General features: G+C 52.0%; 21 protein-coding genes. 14 read left to right on the top strand and 7 right to left on the bottom strand.

Annotation, left to right across the window (positions count from 1 at the left end; translation table 11 throughout):
- Positions 1 to 14: 14 nt before the first annotated feature.
- The 4 genes from OGV65_RS11315 to hycA form a co-directional block, all read right to left on the bottom strand.
- Positions 15 to 938, bottom strand: a complete 924-nt coding sequence (locus OGV65_RS11315; RefSeq protein ID WP_046274832.1) for a respiratory chain complex I subunit 1 family protein — start codon at positions 936 to 938, stop codon at positions 15 to 17.
- A 2-nt stretch (positions 939 to 940) separates the two neighbouring features.
- Positions 941 to 2767, bottom strand: a complete 1827-nt coding sequence (hycC, locus tag OGV65_RS11320; protein WP_046274831.1) for a formate hydrogenlyase subunit 3 — start codon at positions 2765 to 2767, stop codon at positions 941 to 943.
- A complete protein-coding gene (gene hycB, locus OGV65_RS11325) occupies positions 2764 to 3375 on the bottom strand; it encodes a formate hydrogenlyase subunit HycB (protein WP_016154189.1) in 612 nt (203 codons plus the stop codon). The genes hycC and hycB overlap by 4 nt, the downstream gene beginning before the upstream one ends.
- A gap of 141 nt (positions 3376 to 3516) precedes the next feature.
- Positions 3517 to 3975 carry a formate hydrogenlyase regulator HycA gene (hycA, locus tag OGV65_RS11330; RefSeq protein ID WP_016154190.1) on the bottom strand — a complete coding sequence of 153 codons (459 nt, stop codon included), beginning with the start codon at positions 3973 to 3975 and terminating at the stop codon, positions 3517 to 3519.
- 198 nt (positions 3976 to 4173) lie between these two features.
- On the opposite strand from hycA, the gene hypA reads away from it, so the two are divergent.
- The 6 genes from hypA (at position 4174) to flhA (ending at position 10147) form a co-directional block, all read left to right on the top strand.
- Positions 4174 to 4545 carry a hydrogenase maturation nickel metallochaperone HypA gene (gene hypA / locus OGV65_RS11335; RefSeq protein WP_016154191.1) on the top strand — a complete coding sequence of 124 codons (372 nt, stop codon included), beginning with the start codon at positions 4174 to 4176 and terminating at the stop codon, positions 4543 to 4545.
- A 53-nt stretch (positions 4546 to 4598) separates the two neighbouring features.
- Positions 4599 to 5471, top strand: coding sequence for a hydrogenase nickel incorporation protein HypB (hypB, locus tag OGV65_RS11340; protein WP_141875573.1), 873 nt, complete (start codon positions 4599 to 4601; stop codon positions 5469 to 5471).
- On the top strand, positions 5462 to 5734 hold the full coding sequence (hypC, locus tag OGV65_RS11345) for a hydrogenase 3 maturation protein HypC (RefSeq protein ID WP_003037411.1): 273 nt from the start codon (positions 5462 to 5464) through the stop codon (positions 5732 to 5734). The genes hypB and hypC overlap by 10 nt, the downstream gene beginning before the upstream one ends.
- The gene (hypD, locus tag OGV65_RS11350; protein ID WP_019077547.1) at positions 5734 to 6855 is read left to right on the top strand and encodes a hydrogenase formation protein HypD; all 1122 of its coding nucleotides are present in this window, start codon (positions 5734 to 5736) and stop codon (positions 6853 to 6855) included. Before hypC ends, hypD begins: the two co-directional genes overlap by 1 nt.
- Positions 6852 to 7862 carry a hydrogenase maturation carbamoyl dehydratase HypE gene (gene hypE / locus OGV65_RS11355; RefSeq protein WP_286454962.1) on the top strand — a complete coding sequence of 337 codons (1011 nt, stop codon included), beginning with the start codon at positions 6852 to 6854 and terminating at the stop codon, positions 7860 to 7862. The genes hypD and hypE overlap by 4 nt, the downstream gene beginning before the upstream one ends.
- Positions 7863 to 8068: 206 nt before the next feature.
- Positions 8069 to 10147: a formate hydrogenlyase transcriptional activator FlhA gene (flhA, locus tag OGV65_RS11360; protein WP_046274830.1), complete on the top strand. Its 2079-nt coding sequence runs from the start codon at positions 8069 to 8071 to the stop codon at positions 10145 to 10147.
- Between the two features lie 106 nt (positions 10148 to 10253).
- On the opposite strand, the gene OGV65_RS11365 is transcribed toward flhA, so the two are convergent.
- Positions 10254 to 10598: a nitrous oxide-stimulated promoter family protein gene (locus OGV65_RS11365; RefSeq protein WP_003825888.1), complete on the bottom strand. Its 345-nt coding sequence runs from the start codon at positions 10596 to 10598 to the stop codon at positions 10254 to 10256.
- A gap of 188 nt (positions 10599 to 10786) precedes the next feature.
- Here OGV65_RS11365 and OGV65_RS11370 point away from each other — a divergent pair, with 188 nt between their 5' ends.
- Genes OGV65_RS11370 through sitD form a run of 4 tightly spaced genes read left to right on the top strand, consistent with a single transcriptional unit; the run spans position 10787 to position 14224 of the window.
- A complete protein-coding gene (locus OGV65_RS11370) occupies positions 10787 to 11704 on the top strand; it encodes a metal ABC transporter substrate-binding protein (RefSeq protein ID WP_200051908.1) in 918 nt (305 codons plus the stop codon).
- The gene (gene sitB, locus OGV65_RS11375) at positions 11701 to 12516 is read left to right on the top strand and encodes an iron/manganese ABC transporter ATP-binding protein SitB (protein WP_019077551.1); all 816 of its coding nucleotides are present in this window, start codon (positions 11701 to 11703) and stop codon (positions 12514 to 12516) included. The genes OGV65_RS11370 and sitB overlap by 4 nt, the downstream gene beginning before the upstream one ends.
- Positions 12517 to 12518: 2 nt before the next feature.
- Positions 12519 to 13376: an iron/manganese ABC transporter permease subunit SitC gene (sitC, locus tag OGV65_RS11380; protein WP_016154199.1), complete on the top strand. Its 858-nt coding sequence runs from the start codon at positions 12519 to 12521 to the stop codon at positions 13374 to 13376.
- Positions 13373 to 14224, top strand: a complete 852-nt coding sequence (gene sitD, locus OGV65_RS11385; protein WP_016154200.1) for an iron/manganese ABC transporter permease subunit SitD — start codon at positions 13373 to 13375, stop codon at positions 14222 to 14224. Before sitC ends, sitD begins: the two co-directional genes overlap by 4 nt.
- A 108-nt stretch (positions 14225 to 14332) precedes the next feature.
- On the opposite strand, the gene OGV65_RS11390 is transcribed toward sitD, so the two are convergent.
- Together OGV65_RS11390 and OGV65_RS11395 are read right to left on the bottom strand one after the other, a co-directional pair.
- A complete protein-coding gene (locus OGV65_RS11390) occupies positions 14333 to 15130 on the bottom strand; it encodes an EAL domain-containing protein (protein ID WP_286454963.1) in 798 nt (265 codons plus the stop codon).
- A 229-nt stretch (positions 15131 to 15359) separates the two neighbouring features.
- Positions 15360 to 15962 (bottom strand): helix-turn-helix domain-containing protein, encoded by a 603-nt coding sequence (locus tag OGV65_RS11395; RefSeq protein ID WP_016154202.1) that lies wholly within the window; start codon positions 15960 to 15962, stop codon positions 15360 to 15362.
- A 342-nt stretch (positions 15963 to 16304) separates the two neighbouring features.
- Between OGV65_RS11395 and OGV65_RS11400 the strand changes: the two genes are divergently transcribed.
- The 4 genes from OGV65_RS11400 (at position 16305) to OGV65_RS11415 (ending at position 19943) form a co-directional block, all read left to right on the top strand.
- Positions 16305 to 17204, top strand: coding sequence for a winged helix-turn-helix domain-containing protein (locus tag OGV65_RS11400; protein WP_286454964.1), 900 nt, complete (start codon positions 16305 to 16307; stop codon positions 17202 to 17204).
- Positions 17204 to 17716 carry a YqeJ family protein gene (locus OGV65_RS11405; RefSeq protein WP_016154204.1) on the top strand — a complete coding sequence of 171 codons (513 nt, stop codon included), beginning with the start codon at positions 17204 to 17206 and terminating at the stop codon, positions 17714 to 17716. Before OGV65_RS11400 ends, OGV65_RS11405 begins: the two co-directional genes overlap by 1 nt.
- 917 nt (positions 17717 to 18633) lie before the next feature.
- A complete protein-coding gene (locus OGV65_RS11410) occupies positions 18634 to 19194 on the top strand; it encodes a fimbrial protein (RefSeq protein WP_131346667.1) in 561 nt (186 codons plus the stop codon).
- 83 nt (positions 19195 to 19277) lie between these two features.
- Positions 19278 to 19943 carry a fimbrial biogenesis chaperone gene (locus tag OGV65_RS11415; RefSeq protein WP_223952813.1) on the top strand — a complete coding sequence of 222 codons (666 nt, stop codon included), beginning with the start codon at positions 19278 to 19280 and terminating at the stop codon, positions 19941 to 19943.
- Positions 19944 to 19962: the final 19 nt, after the last annotated feature.

Here is a 19962-nt window from a genome sequence, read left to right on the forward strand (position 1 = left end):
CAAACTCTCTTAAATCACGCCACCAGCAAGGAGACGAATGCTAAAAACGCAAACCCAAAACCGGCCCAGGTCACGCGTGAAGTGGCACAAAAACGCAGACGCGCCATGCTGTTTTCGAACAGGGCGATGACCAGCACGCCGAGAACCAGTTTGACGACGGCAATTACCAGTGCCAGCAGCAGCCCACCCGAGGTGAAGGTTTCCATCTGTCCCCACGGCAGGAACACGCCAACGAACATTTGCAGAACGACCAGTTGCTTAAGGCTAATGCCCCATTTCAGCACCGCAAAACCGCTGCCGCTGTATTCGGTCAATGGACCTTCCTGCAGCTCCTGCTCTGCCTCTGCCAGATCGAACGGCAGTTTGCCCATTTCGATAAAGGTGGCGAAAGCACAGGCGCACAGCGCCAGAATCAACGGAATGCTGCGTGCAGCAGGCCAGTGATAAATGGTATCGGCGATATTGCTGATATGCGTTGAGCCAGCAACCTGCGCCGCAACCCACAGACCCAGCAGCAGGATAGGTTCAACCAGCACGCCGAGCATCGCTTCGCGGCTGGCGCCAATAGCGGTAAACGGGCTACCGGTATCCAGGCCCGCGATAGAGAAGAAGAAGCGGGCGATGGCGAACAGATAAATTAAGGTGATCAGATCGCCCAGTTGCGGCAGCGGTGAGCCAACGGTCACTACCGGCAACGCGGTGGCGATAGTCAGCATCACACCCACCATCACAAACGGCGTCAGGCGGAAAACCCAACTGGAATCCGCAGGCGCAATGCTCTGACGGCCCAGCAGTTTGATAATGTCGCGGTATTCCTGCAAAACGCCCGGACCGCGGCGATTGTGCAAACGCGCACGTGCCACGCGGGTAATACCGGACAGCAGCGGCGCAACGGCAAACAGCACCAGCGCCTGAATTAACGGATATAAAACACTCATTCTCAGGCTCCTCGTGAAACCACAATCACCACCAGTACCGCCAGCTCAATCAGCGCCAGGCGACGGAACAGCACCGGTGCAGCCGCATTCTGCCAGCCCGGAACCAGTGATACCGGATTCAGCCATTTGCGCAGTTTGAGTACCGGCGCAAAGGCTTCTTTCACCGGCATGGCAAAACCGTGTGCGGTAATGACCATTGACTGCTCGTGATCGTAACCACACACCCATGCCGCACCGCGTGAACGCGACGGCAGACGGTTGCCTTTGAAAATCGCCATGATGATGAACGGCAGCAGCGGACATGCGATCAGCAGCAGCGTGATCATTGGCTGAGAAACGGTGGTGTTCGCGGTTTCCAGCGGCAGCGGAACGGCAGCGGAGATCATCGGCAGCAGCCACGGCGCAGCAACGCCCCCAATCACGCAGCAGATAGCCAACGCGACTACGCTAACGCCCATCAGGATTGGCGCGCAGCAGGCATTTTCAGCTTCCTTCGTGCGCGGTGCGCCAAGGAACGTAACGCCATAGACTTTCGCCATACACATCACCGCCAGCGCGCCGGTAATCGCCAGTCCTACCGCCAGCAACGGTCCTAACAGACGACCGACAAAAGCACCGCTGTTGCCAAGCTTAAAGAAGGACTGGTAGATAACCCACTCACCGGCAAAACCGTTCAGCGGCGGCAGTGCGGCCATCGCCATCAGGCCAACCAGCATCGCCAGAGAGATAACCGGCATACGTTTACCGATACCGCCCAGTTTTTCGATATCACGATGACCGGTACGGAACCAGATGCTGCCTGCGCCCAGGAACAGAACGCTTTTGAACAGGCTGTGGTTTACCAGGTGGTACAGACCGCCAGTCAAACCCAGGGCAATCAGCGCAGGTTGATTCAGGGAAATTCCGGTTACTCCTGCGCCCAGACCCAGCAGAATAATGCCGATGTTTTCCAGCGTGTGGTATGCCAGCAGACGCTGAATGTTGTGTTCCATCAGCGCATACAGACCGCCGACAAACGCGGTGATCATTCCCAGCACCAGCAGCGTAATGCCCCACCATAGCGGCGCGTTACCGCCCAGCAGCGACAGGGAGAGAATACCCAGCAGACCCACCTTCATGACGACGGTAGAGAACAGCGCCGCAGCCGGTGCACTGGCGTTGGCGTGTGCCTGTGGCACCCATCCGTGCAGCGGAATAATCCCGGCCAGCAGGCCAAAACCCGCCACGCCCAGCAGCCAGATATCAGACCCGAGCGGCAGCTCCTGTGCGCGCAGGTCAAGCAGGCGCAGCTCCAGGGTGCCGTAGCGTTGCCACACCAGGTAGCAGGCAATAGCCAGCAGTAGCGTGCCGACGCGGCCCAGCGCAAACCACAGTTTGCCCTCTTTGCTGCAGCCGGTGAGGAACACGGCACACAGCGCCATGATTTCCGCCATCACCACCAGCGTTCCGAGGTTGCTGGCAACCACCGCACATACCGCCGCGGCCATCAGCAAATTCACCAGCAGCCCGTTGGCTTTTACCTGCGGATGACGATGCCAGTCAATGTTGTACAAGCTGACAAACAGGCCGCACAGGCCCAGCGTAATCAGCCAGATAGCGTTCAACGGGGTAATTTGCACACTGTGACCAATAAATGGCATCACACCGCTTACCGCCAGAGCATTAGTCAGTACGGTGAAACCCGCAGCCGCCGTACACAGGCTGCCAACCGCACCGCCAACCCCGGCAATCCAGCCGCTCAGCGGTTTATGAAATGAAAACAGAAATGCCAGAACCGCAGCCGCCGTAAACCAGGCTACGCCGCTGTTAATCAGTGAAATTGCGCTCATTTTGCATCCCCACTCTGAGCCTGCTGAAACAAGGTGAGATCGCCGAAGTCGGTATTGAAAGTCAGCTCACGCTTACGTTTGCTGGCGCGGGCAATATCCACGTTACTCACCAGGTGCAGGGCTTTGGTCGGGCACATGCGTACGCAGGCCGGACCAAGCTCGTCAAAACTGCACAGATCGCATTTCACCGCGATGGCACGAATACCCGGAACCCAGTCCAGCAACGTGCTCACGCGGGCAGGCGCTGGCGGAGCCGGAGGCGCTTTTGGCGTATTGGCGTTTGCCGGGATATGCAGCGGACGGCTACCGGAAAACTCAATCGCGCCAAACGGACAGGCAATCCCGCACAGTTTGCAGCTTACACACAGGCTTTCATTCAGCTGCACGGCACCATCAACGCGATTAATCGCATTAACCGGACAAACGGTGGCGCAAGGCGCATCTTCGCAATGGTGGCAAAGCTGCGGGGCGGATTCTTTTTCATTTAACATCACTTTCAGGCGCGGCATTGACTGCAGGCCATGCTGGCGATGTGTCTCTGAGCAGGCGGCTTCACAGGTGTGGCAGCCGATGCAAAGAGTGGAGTCAGCAATTACAAAACGATTCACCAGGCATTCCTCAGGTGATAGTCATTTTTGACGAAAACATGTCTGGAAAATGTCATTTCGACATTTTTCGACATGCCCATTCCCTAAACGTCGTGACGCAGTATGAAAGCGCATCATGACAAAAGTGGGCACACCCAAGGCTTAAGCCGGGCTATGTCCCTCAATCAGCTGGCTTAAATTCACCGGCATATTGTTCTCAACCGCGGTATAGAGGCTGTCGTAGACGGTGGCGATTTTTTCGAGATAGTGCTCCAGCACCTGCTCGCGATCGCGGTTGCTGATACGCTCATCAACCTTACCGTCGATGGTCAACTCAGCCTGTGCAATCAGTTGCTTATCATCACCGTCTTTCGTTTCAACGTAGTACTCGATGGTGTGGCTGTTAAAGCCGTCCGCCAGCGTGACGTAGATAGTGAAGTGTTCAAAAAGGACGAAGCAGAGATCCTTGTCCGGTGCGCAGCTCATTGCATGATGCAAACGCGCTTTTGACAGGGTGATCCCCTGAACCAGCGAGTTGCAGTAAATACGCCACTGGTCCTGTAGGCGACGATGCCGTTCAGCGATGTAATCGGCTTTTTCGCTTATTTCCCAAATAGTCATGTCAGGTTACCCGTTTAGCAGAGATGAACAGCTTTAAGCACATTTCATGCCAAAATTAAAAACCTTAATTTTCATATAGATAAAAAATCAAAGAGCGGTGACGACATGTCATTTCGTCATCGTCGTCATTGTCACGATCGAAAAAATTCAAGCTGGCATGTTTATTGCTTTTAATACGGCAACTTCACAGGAGGCGGTATGCACGAAATAACCCTCTGCCAACGGGCACTGGAATTGATTGAACAACAGGCCACGCAATACGGTGCTCAACGAGTAACTGGGGTCTGGCTCAAAATTGGCGCATTTTCTTGCGTAGAAACCAGCGCTCTCGCCTTTTGTTTTGATCTGGTATGCCGCGGGACCCTTGCAGAAGGTTGTAAACTCCACCTCGAAGAACAAGAAGCCGAATGTTGGTGCGAATCTTGTCAGCAATACGTCACCTTACTGACGCAACGCGTGCGCAGATGTCCGCAATGCAACAGCGATATGCTGAGAATTGTGGCCGATGACGGCTTACAGATTCGACGTATTGAAATAGATGAAACTCCAGCGCCGGATGCCGACGCCTAAGCGTCATCATCCGGCAACTGAAGTATCGCAAGTAATAAGATCAGGAGTGAGCGATGTGTACGACATGTGGTTGCGCTGAAGGCAACCTTTATATAGAGGGTGATGAGCATAATCCCCACTCGGCGTTTCGCAGCGCGCCATTTGCCCCAGCGGCTCGTCCGGCGCTGAATATTACCGGGGTGAAGACCTCCAGTTTCACACCGAGCCAGAATGAAGAAGGCGATTTGCATTACGGTCACGGTGAAGCAGGCACCCACGCGCCAGGCATGAGTCAGCGCCGGATGCTGGAAGTGGAAATTGACGTGCTGGATAAAAACAACCGTCTGGCCGAGCGCAACCGCGCCCGCTTTGCTGCCCGTCAACATCTGGTATTAAACCTTGTCTCAAGCCCAGGCTCCGGTAAAACCACGCTGCTGACCGAAACGCTGATGAAGCTCAAAGACAGCGTGCCTTGCGCCGTCATTGAAGGCGACCAGCAGACGGTTAACGATGCCGCCCGTATTCGCGCCACAGGTACGCCCGCCATCCAGGTCAACACCGGTAAAGGTTGCCACCTTGACGCACAAATGATTGCTGACGCCGCGCCACGTTTGCCGCTTGAAGACAACGGCATCCTGTTCATTGAAAACGTCGGGAACCTGGTTTGCCCGGCCAGCTTCGACCTCGGCGAACGCCATAAAGTGGCGGTGCTTTCCGTCACCGAAGGCGAAGACAAGCCGCTGAAATACCCGCATATGTTTGCCGCCGCGTCGCTGATGCTGCTCAACAAAGTAGACCTACTGCCGTACCTCAATTTTGACGTAGAAAAGTGCATCGCCAGCGCCCGGGAAGTGAACCCGGAAATTGAGATTATCCTGATTTCCGCCACCAGTGGCGAAGGCATGGACCAATGGCTCTCCTGGCTGGAGACGCAGCGATGTGCATAGGTGTTCCGGGTCAAATCCGCACCATTGATGGCAACCAGGCCAAAGTCGACGTTTGCGGTATTCAGCGCGACGTCGACCTGACGCTGGTCGGAAGCTGCGATGAACACGGCCAACCCCGTCTGGGCCAGTGGGTACTGGTCCACGTCGGCTTTGCCATGAGCATCATTAATGAAGCTGAAGCGCGCGACACGCTCGACGCGCTGCAAAACATGTTTGACGTTGAGCCGGATGTCGGCGCGTTGTTGTATGGCGAGGAAAAATAATGCGTTTTGTTGACGAATACCGCGCACCAGAACAGGTGATGCAGTTGATAGAGCACCTGTGTGAACGTGCCGCACACCTCCCCTACACTGCTGAACGTCCGCTGCGCATCATGGAAGTGTGTGGTGGTCATACCCACGCTATCTTCAAGTTCGGTCTCGACCAATTGTTGCCTGACAACGTCGAGTTTATTCATGGTCCGGGCTGCCCGGTTTGCGTTCTGCCGATGGGCAGAATCGACAGCTGTGTGGAAATCGCCAGCCATCCGGAAGTGATTTTTTGCACCTTTGGCGATGCGATGCGCGTTCCGGGTAAACAAGGTTCTTTGCTACAAGCCAAAGCGCGCGGCGCGGATATCCGCATCGTCTATTCACCGATGGATGCGCTGAAGCTGGCGCAGGAAAACCCAACGCGTAAGGTTGTGTTCTTTGGCCTGGGTTTTGAAACCACAATGCCAACCACCGCCATCACCCTTCAGCAGGCAAAACAGCGTGACGTGCAGAACTTTTACTTTTTCTGCCAGCACATCACGCTTATCCCCACGCTGCGCAGCCTGCTGGAACAGCCGGACAACGGCATCGACGCCTTCTTAGCGCCGGGCCATGTCAGCATGGTGATTGGCACTGATGCCTATAATTTCATTGCTTCAGATTTCCATCGTCCGTTGGTGGTCGCCGGTTTCGAACCGCTCGATCTGTTGCAGGGCGTGGTGATGTTGATTGAACAGAAGATTGCCGCGCATAGCCAGGTTGAAAACCAGTATCGCCGCGTGGTGCCGGACGCCGGTAACCTGTTAGCGCAACAGGCCATCGCCGAAGTGTTCTGCGTCAATGGCGATAGCGAATGGCGCGGTCTGGGCGTCATTGAATCCTCTGGCGTTCACCTGACGCCAGACTATCAGCGCTTTGATGCCGAAGCGCATTTCCAGCCAGCGCCGCAGCAGGTGTATGACGATCCGCGCGCGCGTTGCGGCGAGGTATTGACCGGCAGATGCAAACCGCATCAGTGCCCGCTATTTGGCAAAACCTGTAACCCGGAGACCGCGTTTGGCGCCCTGATGGTCTCCTCAGAAGGCGCATGTGCCGCCTGGTATCAGTATCGTCAGCAGGAGTGTGAAGCATGAACAGCGTACAACTCGCCCACGGTAGCGGCGGTCAGGCTATGCAGCAGTTGATCAACAGTCTGTTTATGGAGGCTTTTGCTAATCCGTGGCTGGCGGAACAAGAAGATCAGGCCCGTCTGGACCTGGCGCAACTGGTTGCAGAAGGCGATCGTCTGGCGTTTTCAACCGACAGCTATGTTATCGATCCGTTGTTCTTCCCGGGTGGCAATATCGGCAAGCTGGCCATCTGCGGTACGGCTAACGACGTGGCGGTCAGCGGCGCGATCCCTCGCTACCTCTCCTGCGGTTTTATCCTCGAAGAGGGTTTGCCGATGGAGACGTTGAAAACCGTCGTCAACAGTATGGCGGCGACCGCGCGTGAAGCGGGCATCGCCATCGTGACCGGCGATACCAAAGTCGTGCAGCGCGGCGCTGCAGACAAGCTGTTCATCAACACGGCCGGAATGGGGGCGATCCCCGCCAACATTCACTGGGGCGCACAGACCCTCGGCCCAGGCGATGTGCTGCTGGTCAGCGGTACGCTTGGCGATCACGGCGCAACTATCCTTAACCTGCGCGAACAGCTGGGTCTTGATGGCGAACTGGTCAGCGACTGCGCGGTATTGACACCGCTTATCCAGACGCTGCGTGATATTCCCGGCGTGAAGGCGCTGCGTGACGCGACCCGTGGCGGCGTAAATGCGGTAACGCATGAATTTACCGCCTCATGCGGGTTTGGTATTGAGCTGTCTGAAGCGGCCCTGCCCGTGAAGCCCGCGGTGCGTGGCGTTTGCGAACTGCTGGGTCTGGATGCGCTTAACTTTGCTAACGAAGGCAAGCTGGTGATTGCCGTTGAGCGTCAGGCTGCTGAAACGGTGCTTGCCGCGCTGCGCGCACATCCGTTAGGACGCGATGCCGCAATGATTGGTGAAGTGGTAGAACGCAAAGGTGTGCGTCTTGCCGGACTCTACGGCGTGAAACGCACTCTCGATTTACCACACGCCGAACCATTACCTCGTATATGCTAACAGCCGGTTGGCAGCAAGCTGTAGGCCGGGTAAGACGCATTTGCGTCGACATCCGGCCTTAACGCTGCATTATCACCTGATGGCGTTTTGCCGATCGGGTCTACGGTTCGTGTAGCGGGACCAGTCCGGCAATAATTTACGACTTATACCTATAATTCATTTACCGTTTTCGCACCGTTCTGCGGTGCTTTTCCTGGAAAAGCAATATGTCGTATACACCGATGAGTGACCTCGGACAGCAAGGCCTGTTCGATATTACTCGTACATTATTACAGCAGCCCGACCTGCCGTCTCTCAGCGAGGCGCTTTCGCAACTGGTCAAGCGTTCAGCGCTGGCCGACTGCGCGGCTATTGTCTTATGGCAGGCACAAACGCAGCGTGCGCGTTATTTTGCGACGCGTGAAAATGGTAACCCCATCGATTATGAAGACGAAACGGTGCTGGCGCATGGCCCGGTACGCCGTATTTTGTCTCGCCCCGATGCGCTGCACTGCAACTATCACGAGTTTAACGAAACCTGGCCACAGCTGGCCTCTGGCGGGCTGTATTCTAAATTTGGTCACTACTGCCTGCTACCGCTGGCAGCAGATGGGCGAATCTTTGGCGGTTGCGAATTTATCCGTAACGAAGACCAACCGTGGAGTGAAAAAGAGTACAACCGGCTGCAGACCTTCACCCAAATAGTCGGCGTCGTTGCTGAACAAATTCAAAGCCGGGTCAGCAACAATGTCGATTACGATCTCCTGTGCCGTGAGCGTGATAACTTTCGCATCCTGGTCGCCATCACCAATGCTGTGCTCTCCCGCCTGGATATTGATGAGCTGGTCAGCGAAGTCGCCAAAGAGATCCATCACTACTTCGACATTGATGCCATCAGCATCGTGTTACGCAGCGATCGCAAAAACAAGCTCAGCATTTATTCCACTCACTATCTGGATGAACATCATCCGGCACACGAACAAAGTGAAGTGGACGAAGCCGGCACGCTCTCTGAACGGGTCTTCAAAAGTAAAGAGATGCTGCTGATTAACCTGAGCGAACGCGATACCCTGGCCCCTTACGAAAGAATGTTGTTCGAAACCTGGGGCAACCAGCTACAGACTCTGTGCCTGCTGCCGCTGATGTCCGGCAATAATATGCTCGGCGTACTTAAGCTGGCGCAATGCGAAGAGAAAGTATTCACCACCGCCAATCTCAAACTGCTGCGCCAAATCGCAGAACGCGTGGCGATCGCCGTGGATAACGCCCTCGCCTACCAGGAGATCCACCGCCTGAAGGAGCGGCTGGTCGATGAAAACCTGGCGCTGACTGAACAACTCAACAACGTGGAAAGTGAGTTCGGAGAAATCATTGGCCGCAGCGAAGCGATGTACAGCGTACTCAAACAGGTCGAAATGGTGGCGCAAAGCGACAGCACTGTCCTGATTCTTGGTGAAACCGGGACGGGTAAGGAGCTGATTGCACGAGCAATTCACAACCTGAGCGGACGTAACGCCCGTCGGATGGTGAAAATGAACTGCGCGGCAATGCCTGCCGGATTGCTGGAAAGCGATCTGTTTGGCCATGAGCGTGGCGCATTTACCGGGGCCAGCACGCAGCGGATTGGACGCTTTGAACTGGCGGACAAAAGTTCGTTATTTCTCGATGAAGTTGGCGACATGCCTCTGGAGCTTCAGCCCAAGCTGCTGCGCGTTCTGCAGGAGCAGGAGTTTGAACGTCTGGGCAGCAATAAACTGATCCAGACCGACGTTCGCTTGATCGCTGCCACTAACCGCGATCTGAAAAAGATGGTCGCCGATCGCGAGTTTCGTAACGATCTCTACTATCGACTGAACGTCTTCCCGATCCATCTGCCGCCGCTGCGCGAGCGCCCGGAAGATATTCCGCTGCTGGTGAAAGCCTTCACCTTCAAAATTGCCCGCCGGATGGGGCGCAATATCGACAGCATTCCCGCCGAAGCCCTGCGTACGCTGAGCAGCATGGAATGGCCGGGTAACGTGCGCGAACTGGAAAACGTCGTAGAACGCGCGGTTCTGCTCACCCGGGGCAACGTGCTGCAACTGTCCCTGCCGGATGTAATCGCTATGGCGCCGTCTACGCCGCCGGTGGCGACCGAAGTCGCGCAGGATGGCGAAGATGAATACCAGCTGATAATGCGCGTTCTGAAAGAAACCAATGGCGTTGTCGCCGGTCCTAAAGGCGCGGCACAAAGACTGGGGTTGAAACGCACAACGTTACTCTCGCGCATGAAGCGCCTGGGCATTGATAAGGACGCACTGGTTTAACGGATTATTGCCCGATAGCGTTACGCTTATCGGGCCTACGCCACTGGTGCGTTTGTCTTTGTCGGCCGGATAAGGCGCAGCCGCCACCCGGCATAGAATAGCTAAATCACTTCTTCCGCTGGTATTTCTCGGGTAACTCCGGCACCGGACGTTTGTCATCAATCAGATGACGCACGGTCAGAATCGGATGACGCCAGAGCATTCTGGGTCCAGCCCAACGCATAATTTGCTTCATCTCTTCGCGTTTAGCGGGCTGGTAACAGTGCACCGGACACTGTTTGCAGGCCGGTTTTTCCTCACCAAATACGCATTTATCCAGGCGCTTTTGCGCATAGGCAAACAACGCATCGTAATGCCCCGGTTCATCTGAAGCCTGCGGACACTGGCTCTCATACAGCGAGATCATTCTCTGGATCGTCATTTTCTCACGTGCAATACGTTTGCCGGACATGATGCCTCCATAATTAAGTTGCATAAATAATACACCTTAACTAAGCGCAGGACTATTACCTGGCGGTGATACATTCCTTAGCATCCTACGCAAATAAGAATTATTTTCATTTGTTTATGCCATGTGCTATATAACATAGCAAAGGCTATATTCGATGATAAATTAACCACTTTGTTGTGAGGGATACTATGCCGCATCTGCCCCATCTAAAGTCCTTTCTCCTTGCCAGCGTGTTAACGGCGCTTACGCTGTCACCTGCCTGGGCGAAAGAAAAGTTCAAAGTGATAACCACCTTTACGGTGATTGCCGATATGGCAAGCAACGTGGCAGGTGACGCGGCGGACGTCAGTTCCATCACCAAACCCGGGGCAGAAATTCACGAATATCAACCCACACCGGGGGATATTAAACGGGCGCAAGGCGCACAGCTTATTCTCTCCAACGGCCTTAATCTCGAACTATGGTTTGCCCGCTTCTACCAAAATTTGTCCGGCGTACCGGAGGTCATGGTCTCAAATGGCGTGCAGCCAATGGGTATCAGCGAAGGGCCATACAACGGCAAACCGAATCCGCATGCCTGGATGTCAGCAGAGAACGCGCTTATCTACGTGGATAACATTCGCGATGCGCTGATGAAATACGATCCCGACCATGCCGCAACCTACCAGAAAAATGCGGAGAATTATAAAGCGAAAATCCAGCAGACTCTGGCGCCACTGCATGCAGAACTGGCGAAGCTCCCTGCTGATAAACGCTGGCTGGTCACCAGCGAAGGCGCATTCTCTTACCTCGCGCGTGATAACGGCCTGAAAGAGCTGTATCTGTGGCCGATCAATGCCGATCAGCAAGGCACGCCCAAGCAGGTACGCAAAGTGATCGATGCGATCAGAAAACATCAAATCCCTACCGTATTTAGCGAAAGCACCGTGTCCGACAAACCTGCGCGTCAGGTCGCCCGCGAGTCTGGCGCGTATTACGGCGGCGTGCTGTATGTCGATTCGCTCAGCGCTGCCGATGGTCCGGTACCGACCTATCTGGATTTACTACGCGTGACGACAGAAACCATCCTCAGCGGCATCAACGACGGGTTAAGGAGCCAAAAATGAGTCAATCTGCGATTACCGTGAATCAGGTTACGGTGACGTATCGCAACGGCCACACCGCGCTGCGGGATGCCACTTTTCAGGTTCCGGGCGGCTCAATTGCCGCTCTGGTCGGCGTAAACGGTTCGGGAAAATCAACGCTTTTTAAAGCGCTGATGGGTTTTGTCCGGTTGGCGAAAGGGGAAATATCTATTCTGCAACAACCGGTTAATAAGGCGCTCAAACAGAATCTTATCGCCTATGTCCCCCAGTCAGAAGAGGTGGACTGGTCGTTTCCGGTACTGGTGGAAGATGTAGTGATGATGGGCCGCTTTGGCCATATGGGGTGGCTGCGTCGACCAAAACAAATCGACCACGACTGCGTGGATGCGGCGCTGGCGCGGGTAGATATGCTGGACTATCGCCATCGCCAGATAGGTGAACTGTCCGGCGGGCAGAAAAAACGCGTTTTTCTGGCAAGAGCCATCGCACAGGACGGGCAGGTTATTTTACTGGATGAACCCTTCACCGGCGTGGATGTGAAAACCGAGGCCCGGATCATCGATCTACTGCGTGAACTGCGTGATGAAGGCCGGACTATGCTGGTCTCTACCCATAATCTGGGATCCGTCACCGAATTTTGCGATTACACGGTGATGATTAAGGGCACGGTGCTGGCAAGTGGACCAACCGAAACCACCTTTACCCACGAGAATCTCGAACTGGCATTCAGCGGCGTTCTGCGTCACGTCGCGCTGAGCGGCGGTGAACAACACGTGATTACCGATGATGAACGTCCGTTTATTTCGCGACGCGCGGCAAGCGAGGGGGAGTAATCATGAACTGGCTGACGGAGCCGTTTGGCTACCAGTACATGCTCAACGCCATGTGGGTTTCGGCGATGGTCGGCGGCCTGTGCGCATTTCTCTCCTGCTATCTGATGCTCAAAGGGTGGTCGCTGATTGGCGATGCGCTGTCGCACTCGATCGTTCCAGGCGTGGCCGGAGCCTATATGTTAGGGCTTCCCTTTGCGCTGGGCGCATTTCTTTCCGGTGGACTGGCGGCGGGCAGCATGCTGTTTCTCAATCAGCGTTCACGCCTGAAGGAAGATGCCATTATCGGGCTGATTTTTTCGTCCTTTTTCGGTATCGGGCTGTTTATGGTGTCGCTTAATCCGATGTCGGTGAACATCCAGACCATTATTCTGGGTAACATCCTGGCGATTGCGCCGGAAGATATTCTGCAACTGGCGATCATCGGCGTGGTTTCGCTGACCATTCTGTTTTTGAAGTGGAAAGATCTGATGGTGGTCTTTTTTGATGAAAACCACGCGCGGTCTATCGGTCTGAACCCGGGTCGGCTGAAGCTGTTGTTTTTTACGCTGCTCTCCGTTTCCACGATCGCCGCACTGCAAACCGTCGGCGCCTTTCTGGTGATTTGCCTGGTGGTTACGCCCGGTGCGACGGCCTGGCTGCTGACCGATCGTTTTCCTCGCCTGCTCACCATCGCCGTGGCACTCGGCAGCCTGACCAGCTTTTTCGGCGCCTGGCTAAGCTACTGGCTGGACGGGGCAACCGGCGGAATTATCGTCGTTCTGCAAACGCTGCTGTTCCTGCTGGCATTTGTCTTCGCACCAAAACACGGTCTGCTGGCGAATCGCCGCCGCGCCCGTCTGGTGAACAAGGAGCAAGTATGATCTTAACAACGCTGCTGGAACCTTTTCAGTTTAGCTTTATGGTTAATGCGCTGGTCATCTCTACCATCGTCGCTGTGCCCTGCGCGCTGCTGTCGGTATTTTTAGTACTCAAAGGCTGGGCGTTGATGGGCGATGCCATGAGTCATGCGGTTTTCCCAGGGATTGTCCTGGCGTGGATTGCGGGCATCCCGCTGGCAATTGGCGCGTTTATCGCCGGTCTGTTCTGCGCGGTGGCGACCGGATACCTCGACGATAACAGCCGCATCAAGCGCGACACCATCATGGGTATTGTTTTCTCCGGGATGTTTGGTGCGGGTCTGGTGCTGTACGTCTCTATCCAGTCAGAAGTCCATCTCGATCATATTCTGTTCGGCGACATGCTGGGCGTATCGTTAAGCGATATCATGCAAACCGCGGTTATTACTCTGGGGATCGCGCTTATCATCGGACTTAAATGGAAAGATTTGCTACTGCATGCGTTCGACCCACATCAGGCAAAGGCCAGTGGGCTTAACACCGCACTGCTGCATTACGGCCTGTTGTGCATGATCGCCCTGACGATTGTCGCCACGCTAAAATCGGTAGGGATTATTTTGTCAATTTCATTACTGATTGCACCTGGCGCCATCGCGATTTTAATGACGCGCAAATTTTCCCACGCCTTATGGCTGGCGGTGGCGATGTCGGTCATTACCTCATTTATGGGCGTGTACCTGTCATTTTTCATCGACAGCGCGCCGGCTCCCACCATCGTCGTACTATTTTCCCTGCTGTTTGTGATTACCTTTATTTATGCAACCCTGCGCGATCGGCGTTTAGAGAATCAGCTTCAGCTACAGGATCCGTAAATTATTGGTCAGCTAATGTTCTTGATATTAATATAGCCTCCGCCAGGAGGTTATATTATCGGCAGATTACAGCATCGTGATGATACGTTTAAATAAACGGATTATAGATTACTCTAACGTGAACAACGGTTGTGGCTTGCCAATGTGGTATCCCTGTAACCACCCGACATTCATGTGTTCCAGGTGCATCTGGATTTCGGCACTTTCAACAAACTCGGCGACAACCTGCATACCTTTCATTGCCGCAACCCGGCAGAAAGATTCGATGATATAGCGACTAACCTCACATTTTATAATCCCACGAACGAAAGACCCATCAATCTTCAAAATATCTGCTTCAATGTTCATCAGGCGTTCATAGCTTGCAAACCCGGCACCGAAGTCATCAATCGCGATCCGGCATCCCAATTGACGTAGTAAGCGTAGTGTATCTGCCGCGTGTTCTTTATCTGACAGGGTATCAGCCTCGGTTATCTCAAAAATAATCCGTTGCGGTATCACCACATATTCCTGCAACAACGCAGTTATCTTTGCAACGATACCTGAACGACATAGCGTCACTGGCGCAAGGTTAATGGAAAAACAACTCAGCGGATGGTAGCGCATGTACTTCAGGGTGTTCTCAATAACCCAAAGATCGATATCGGGTGCTAACCCTGTGTCGCGTGCAACCGACAGAAAATGGTCAGGGGAAATAAACTCCCCGTGCTCATTGAGCATGCGGATCAATATCTCATGATAGGATTCATCACCACGAGTACTGACGATAGGCTGGGCCAGCAGGACAAAGGTATTGTGATCCAACGCGTTTTGCAGTGCAGCGCGAACATCCGTTGTATCGGTAGTAGGGTTGCCAAACAGTCGGCTATGCTGTGCCTCAAGGTTTTCCGGCCTGCCGTTGGTCATTGGCGATATGACTTTTGTTATTATTGGAGGGAACATCATATTCATATCAAATTAATAAATAAATACTAATTTATAGATAAAAATGGACATTCCGCGTAGCTGGCATCAGCGGTGAAGAAAAAGACAAAAACCAACATACTGATAATCAACAAAAATCACAAACCCAGTTTTTTCATTATCATTCCAGCTGAGTGCAAAAAAAACACGTCAGATGCTTTTAATGTTAACTTTAACATACAAAAAAAGAGAGTTTCCCTCGCTTCATAATTATTTTTCCGTCACTCACTAACTCCTGCAATACTTTGTGGATAGCACTGCGTGAGATATGATTTCGAGCGAGAATGAATGTATACACAGATGTGTTTTCACGCATCTCAGGCTCCATCGACCAAATATACTTCAGGTGTTCAATAATCAATTCACGGATAGTGCGATGCGATTGCAATTTTTCTCGCTGAAAATAGCGTTGCAGATGTAGCGTTAAAATATCAAATGCATGTTTCCAAAGATTCTTCGCAGTGAACAAAAGTTCGGCATTGGGTGCACTCATCGCCCACATTTCACAATCGGTATCACAACGTAAATAGTGTCCGGCAACTTCCGTACGCATTTGTGGCAAGCCGAGGATGGCCGGTGCAGATATACTTACCATCACCAAATCATTTTCCACACGATGAACAGAGACGGCCCCTTTCTCCAGAAACAAGATATTTCCATCACTCTTCAGATCAATACGCTGGCGTTTTTTGCGTAAGGACAGCCAGGCATTATCTGACTTTTTCATTTCATCACCAACAAGCACTACAGCATTTTCAATATCTTTCTGAAACATGGGACTCTCTACCGCAAATTATGGCTTTGTCAAAACGAGGGTGGAATTTTACTCAACACGAAAAATAAATGTCAGCTCACCAACAAGCTGACATTTATTCCCATCTACATCTACCACCGGCATTCCCTGGTGCCGTTGACGCGTTCAGACTCATGCTGTTTTCGCGTGGTGGCGCCAGGCAGTATATGACGCTGTCCATAAAGAATTAATGGCAATCATCTTTGTCGTTGTTATTTCATCTTTCTGTTCTTTGCAATGTAGCCAAAAAGATACAATACATTGATTTATATATAGTTTATTTTCATTAAAAAGTTATCATTGTTGTTATATTATGATACGAAATTGAAACACTTCGCGGTTCTCGCTGCAGGGTCGGGTCCATACTGGTGGTCTTTATGGGCTAAGTGGTATCATGACTCGCCAACCGCCTGGCGCACCAGCAAGAGTAGAAACATCATGTCTGAGACTGGCAATGTCAGTTATCTGATTGAAAAAATAATAATATTTACGCCAGCTACACAATCGCTGGCGCGGATAGATCAACCCAATCAGCGGATAAAACTCAAACACTCGGCGTCATTATGTCTTTTATTACTTATTCAACATCGTGGGCAAGTGGTTTCCCAAAACGAACTACTGGAATTCGGCTGGGGTAAAAATCACCGCCAGGTGAGCTTCAACGCCTTTTATCAAAGCATTCTCTCTTTGCGCAAAAGTTTGCTGCAGCTGGAACTGGAGCAACCGCTTATCACCACGATCCCCCGCAAAGGGCTGATCATCCAGGAAGAGTTCAATATTCAGGTGATTGAAACTCCGGAGGAGAGCGTATCTTTTACAGCAGAACCCTTAGTGCCGGATGTCGCCATCGAAGAACTGTCAGATGACACAGCGCGCCAACCTTTGATCACCACTGCTGAAATGGTAATACTTGCTATTACCCTGATAATTTGTGTGCTTATGATGTATCCGTGGCAAACCAGTGATAACTATTTCTCCGGCTATATCACCGCAGACAACGCCCCCACTGACTGTCAGTACTATTTTAATAATGATGCCAGTAACTTCTCCCGACATACGGCATTTATCAACAAAAATCCTGGGCTGTGTCAGAGCCATAAATTTATCTATATCACCACCTACCCTGAATCCAAAAAATTATCCGTGCTTGTATGTCGCTCACCGATGAAAAACAGGCAGGAAAACGCCTGTCAGTCGGTTTATTACCCACGGTATGATAGCTAATGAATTTTTATTCCCGAACGCCCCGCATCCAGACAGGTATTATCCTGTTGCTTTGTTTTGCTGCGCTAATTGTTACCGCCGTCTACCGGTACAGTAAAAACAATGGTCAGTTACATAATCTGACCTGTCGGTCTGCCATCGAGATTGTACGCAATACAAGCTCATTCCGAGGGATCATTGATATCAAAACCGGCGGCAGCAAAGGTATTGTGAATATTGATGGCATTATCAAAGATGCCGAAAATAATGAGCAGACCGTGCAACGCATGGTACTTTTTACACAATCCAGCTACGGCTCAAGCCCGGTTTGGATTTCGCAGAAAATCCAAATCTCCAATCGCGAAACAGCACCCGCCAGTCTCATTCAGGAACTCCTCCCCGACTTCTTCCTGACCAACACCAGCGTATCCAATGTCGATTTTTTTGCGCTGAATAGAGAGACGTATTTGATTACCAAAGAGGGGATCCCCTATCTGTACTGCCAGAATTATGCGTTGCCGGAAAATGAATAATCAATAAGCGAAGATTAAAAAAGAGCAAAAACGATTTGAAAGAGTCACTTGATACGGGCATCACGAACTACACGCCCAAGATGCCTTGGTGTGTTAATGCTGATTCATAAAGATTATTTTCTCTCATAATATAAAAACCCTATTCTAACCTACACTACCATAACTCGCTGATTATGCGAACATTGTTACCCTGCTCGTCCAGCGTTATAACTTTCTGGTTTTCCAAAAATCCCTTCCCTCTCTGACCGCCAGTAATAAATGTCACCGACAGTTGTATATTGATGCAACGATGATTTTATAGCTCGGGCGACTTTTCAGGCGCAGAGTTAGCGGTGAAATTTGACGGTGTGCCAAGCTGATATTCTGCAATGCGGCACAATCATCCGGTCAGACAGGTATTGAGCATGTTCATAACCCGATTGATTGCCCTGCCCGGGAGTCCACTTTAGCCCAGGGCCGACACAGTAATTGTATCTAACACGTTTATTTTATTAAGCTTTTGATAACAATTAGTTAATTAATTTATTCATTCGCCTATTCCGCTGTTCTGCAAAAACGTCATTTGCAGCTTTTGTCCATCATCTAACCAGTAATTACTTTCTTAACGCTAGCCTCTTCACCCCCTCGCTCATGATATAAATTTATAAACAACATTAAAAATAGCGTTTTAATCTTAAAAAAACAATTTAATCGATATTTACATTTACCGAATATTCAAACAATGGTCTTATATTCCAACCTTACAGCGTGACGCGAAATGTTGTTCTGCAACCTAATGCGCCACTCCAGAGAAGGTGAAATGAATCATCAACATCTGTTCAGATGCCAGGGATGATGTAGCGCGAACCAGGGAGCAGGGAAAAAGTTTCACGCTACTGACAAAAGTAAATTTGATTATGAAAATGGGATATACACAAATGTTTAACAAAACATTCATCGTAGTGGCATTGATGGTTTCCGGCTCTGCATTTGCAGCTGAATCAACCGGCGTAGCGGGTGGCACTATTACCTTTAACGGTTCAGTGTCCGATACCACCTGTAACGTGGTGACCAATAACGGTTCAGACTTCACGGTAAACCTTTCCCCTATTGCTGTGGGTGATATGGGCACCACCGCCGGTGTTGTTAAAACCAACGCCAAAGACTTCACCATGAATCTGAAAAACTGCTCTGCGGCATCGGACGAAGCTAAAACGCTTAAAATCACTTTCAGCAGCAGCAACCTGTCGGATGACGCTAAATACCTGAAAAACTACAGCGACAATGGCGCCGAGGGTGTGGGTATTGCGCTAACCAAAGACGGTAACACTGCCGTACCGTTTGATACCGCTTTCGATACTGGTCTGAGTTCCGCTGACGCTGCCACCGAAGATGGCGTCACACTGACCATGTATGCCAACTACTACAACTACGGTGGCGCGGCCGTAACAACCGGTAAAGTAGTTACTGACGCAACTTATTCCTTCAGCTACGACTAACTCATTCAGCCGGGGTCTCCCCGGCTCTCCTCTACGACATTATGAAAACTCTGATATTTTTTCTTGCGGCTACGTTCATTTCCATGAATGCCAGCGCAAGCGTTGTGATCAACGAAACGCGTGTTATTTATCCGGCCAGCGCCAAATTTGTGTCGGTGCAACTGGTAAACGACAGCGAACAAACCCATCTGGTGCAGTCCTGGATTGACGAGGGCGATGCTTCCGCCGCGCCGGAGAAAGTCAAAGTGCCGTTTTCTCTGCTGCCTCCGGTCGTAAAAATGAGCGGACACGCCGGACAGGCTCTGAAAATCTCGGCGATGAACACCCATTCGCTGCCAAAAGACCGCGAAAGTGTGTTCTGGCTTAACGTTCTGGATGTCCCTCCCGTCCCTGAAGGGAGTGGAGATAGCTACCTACAAGTGGCCATTCGCAATCGTATAAAACTGTTCTATCGTCCGGATCAACTGAGCGATCTCGACAGCAGCGTGGCGGAGAAAATTACCGTTTCGACTTCTGGCGGTCACACTTGCCTGAAGAATAATTCGCCATATTACATGACCATCCCTCAGGTCGTGACCTGGCAGGGGGGCGAGCTAAAGCAAAGCCGAAAAGATAATTTACTGGCTGAGACTGCGTTTATACCGCCGTTTGGCTGCGCGCTGGTATCCAGCAAAATTCAGTCCGGTGGGCAATATCGCCTTACCTGGCTTGATGATTATGGCGCAAAGAGATTCAGCACTATCCACTGATATCCCAGATAAATGACTC

It is taken from the genome of Citrobacter sp. Cb004 (assembly GCF_030337065.1).
In the GTDB taxonomy this organism is placed as follows: Bacteria; Pseudomonadota; Gammaproteobacteria; order Enterobacterales; family Enterobacteriaceae; genus Citrobacter; species Citrobacter braakii.

Bases quoted from the DNA above. Each gene is read 5' to 3' on its own strand.
- hypC (WP_003037411.1), top strand. From the start codon at position 5,462: ATGTGCATAGGTGTTCCGGGTCAAATCCGCACCATTGATGGCAACCAG.
- OGV65_RS11405 (WP_016154204.1), top strand. From the start codon at position 17,204: ATGAATTTTTATTCCCGAACGCCCCGCATCCAGACAGGTATTATCCTG.
- OGV65_RS11395 (WP_016154202.1), bottom strand. From the start codon at position 15,962: ATGTTTCAGAAAGATATTGAAAATGCTGTAGTGCTTGTTGGTGATGAA.
- sitB (WP_019077551.1), top strand. From the start codon at position 11,701: ATGAGTCAATCTGCGATTACCGTGAATCAGGTTACGGTGACGTATCGC.
- hycA (WP_016154190.1), bottom strand. From the start codon at position 3,975: ATGACTATTTGGGAAATAAGCGAAAAAGCCGATTACATCGCTGAACGG.
- hypB (WP_141875573.1), top strand. From the start codon at position 4,599: ATGTGTACGACATGTGGTTGCGCTGAAGGCAACCTTTATATAGAGGGT.
- OGV65_RS11315 (WP_046274832.1), bottom strand. From the start codon at position 938: ATGAGTGTTTTATATCCGTTAATTCAGGCGCTGGTGCTGTTTGCCGTT.
- hypE (WP_286454962.1), top strand. From the start codon at position 6,852: ATGAACAGCGTACAACTCGCCCACGGTAGCGGCGGTCAGGCTATGCAG.
- hypD (WP_019077547.1), top strand. From the start codon at position 5,734: ATGCGTTTTGTTGACGAATACCGCGCACCAGAACAGGTGATGCAGTTG.
- OGV65_RS11410 (WP_131346667.1), top strand. From the start codon at position 18,634: ATGTTTAACAAAACATTCATCGTAGTGGCATTGATGGTTTCCGGCTCT.
- hypA (WP_016154191.1), top strand. From the start codon at position 4,174: ATGCACGAAATAACCCTCTGCCAACGGGCACTGGAATTGATTGAACAA.
- OGV65_RS11415 (WP_223952813.1), top strand. From the start codon at position 19,278: ATGAATGCCAGCGCAAGCGTTGTGATCAACGAAACGCGTGTTATTTAT.
- OGV65_RS11370 (WP_200051908.1), top strand. From the start codon at position 10,787: ATGCCGCATCTGCCCCATCTAAAGTCCTTTCTCCTTGCCAGCGTGTTA.
- sitC (WP_016154199.1), top strand. From the start codon at position 12,519: ATGAACTGGCTGACGGAGCCGTTTGGCTACCAGTACATGCTCAACGCC.
- sitD (WP_016154200.1), top strand. From the start codon at position 13,373: ATGATCTTAACAACGCTGCTGGAACCTTTTCAGTTTAGCTTTATGGTT.
- hycC (WP_046274831.1), bottom strand. From the start codon at position 2,767: ATGAGCGCAATTTCACTGATTAACAGCGGCGTAGCCTGGTTTACGGCG.
- OGV65_RS11365 (WP_003825888.1), bottom strand. From the start codon at position 10,598: ATGTCCGGCAAACGTATTGCACGTGAGAAAATGACGATCCAGAGAATG.
- flhA (WP_046274830.1), top strand. From the start codon at position 8,069: ATGTCGTATACACCGATGAGTGACCTCGGACAGCAAGGCCTGTTCGAT.
- OGV65_RS11390 (WP_286454963.1), bottom strand. From the start codon at position 15,130: ATGACCAACGGCAGGCCGGAAAACCTTGAGGCACAGCATAGCCGACTG.